The following is a 429-nucleotide window of genomic DNA, read 5'->3' on the forward strand; positions in this document are numbered from 1 at the left end:
TGGCCGGCAGGATCATGCCGTGCCAGTGAATGGATGTATCTTCGCTCAGCTTATTCCTGACCCGCAGCGTGACCGTATCCCCTTCACGCCAACGAAGAAGCGGTCCTGGAATAGTGCCGTTGATGGTCATTGCCGTCCGAGCCGCGCCGGTGATGTTGACCGGCGTCTCCCCAATCAGTAGATCGAACTCCGTGCCGGTTAGTACGCTGGGCTGGCCGGGGCTACTCACTGCCCAGACCGGAGCTCTCCACAAACCAAGACCGCCAAGGAGGCCTGCGGCAGTCAAGCCTTTAACAAAGGTTCGCCTAGAGGTTTTACGTTGCATGTGTACGTTCCAATCAAGCTAAGGAGCCAAGCCGAAACCAGCCCTGAGGGTTGATGTTGCCAGCGTTAATTGATGGCGGCGGCAAAAACTGAGTGCAACACCTG

The 429-nt window shown here is 57.3% G+C and carries 1 protein-coding gene; it reads right to left on the minus strand.

Annotated features, from left to right (window positions below):
• On the minus strand, positions 1-325 hold a 325-nt coding region (locus RT21_RS22910), incomplete at its 3' end, for a multicopper oxidase domain-containing protein (protein ID WP_046164475.1).
• Between the last annotated feature and the right edge of the window lie 104 nt (positions 326-429).

Origin of the sequence: Pseudomonas sp. 10B238 (assembly GCF_000970615.1) — a bacterium.
GTDB lineage: Bacteria > Pseudomonadota > Gammaproteobacteria > Pseudomonadales > Pseudomonadaceae > Stutzerimonas.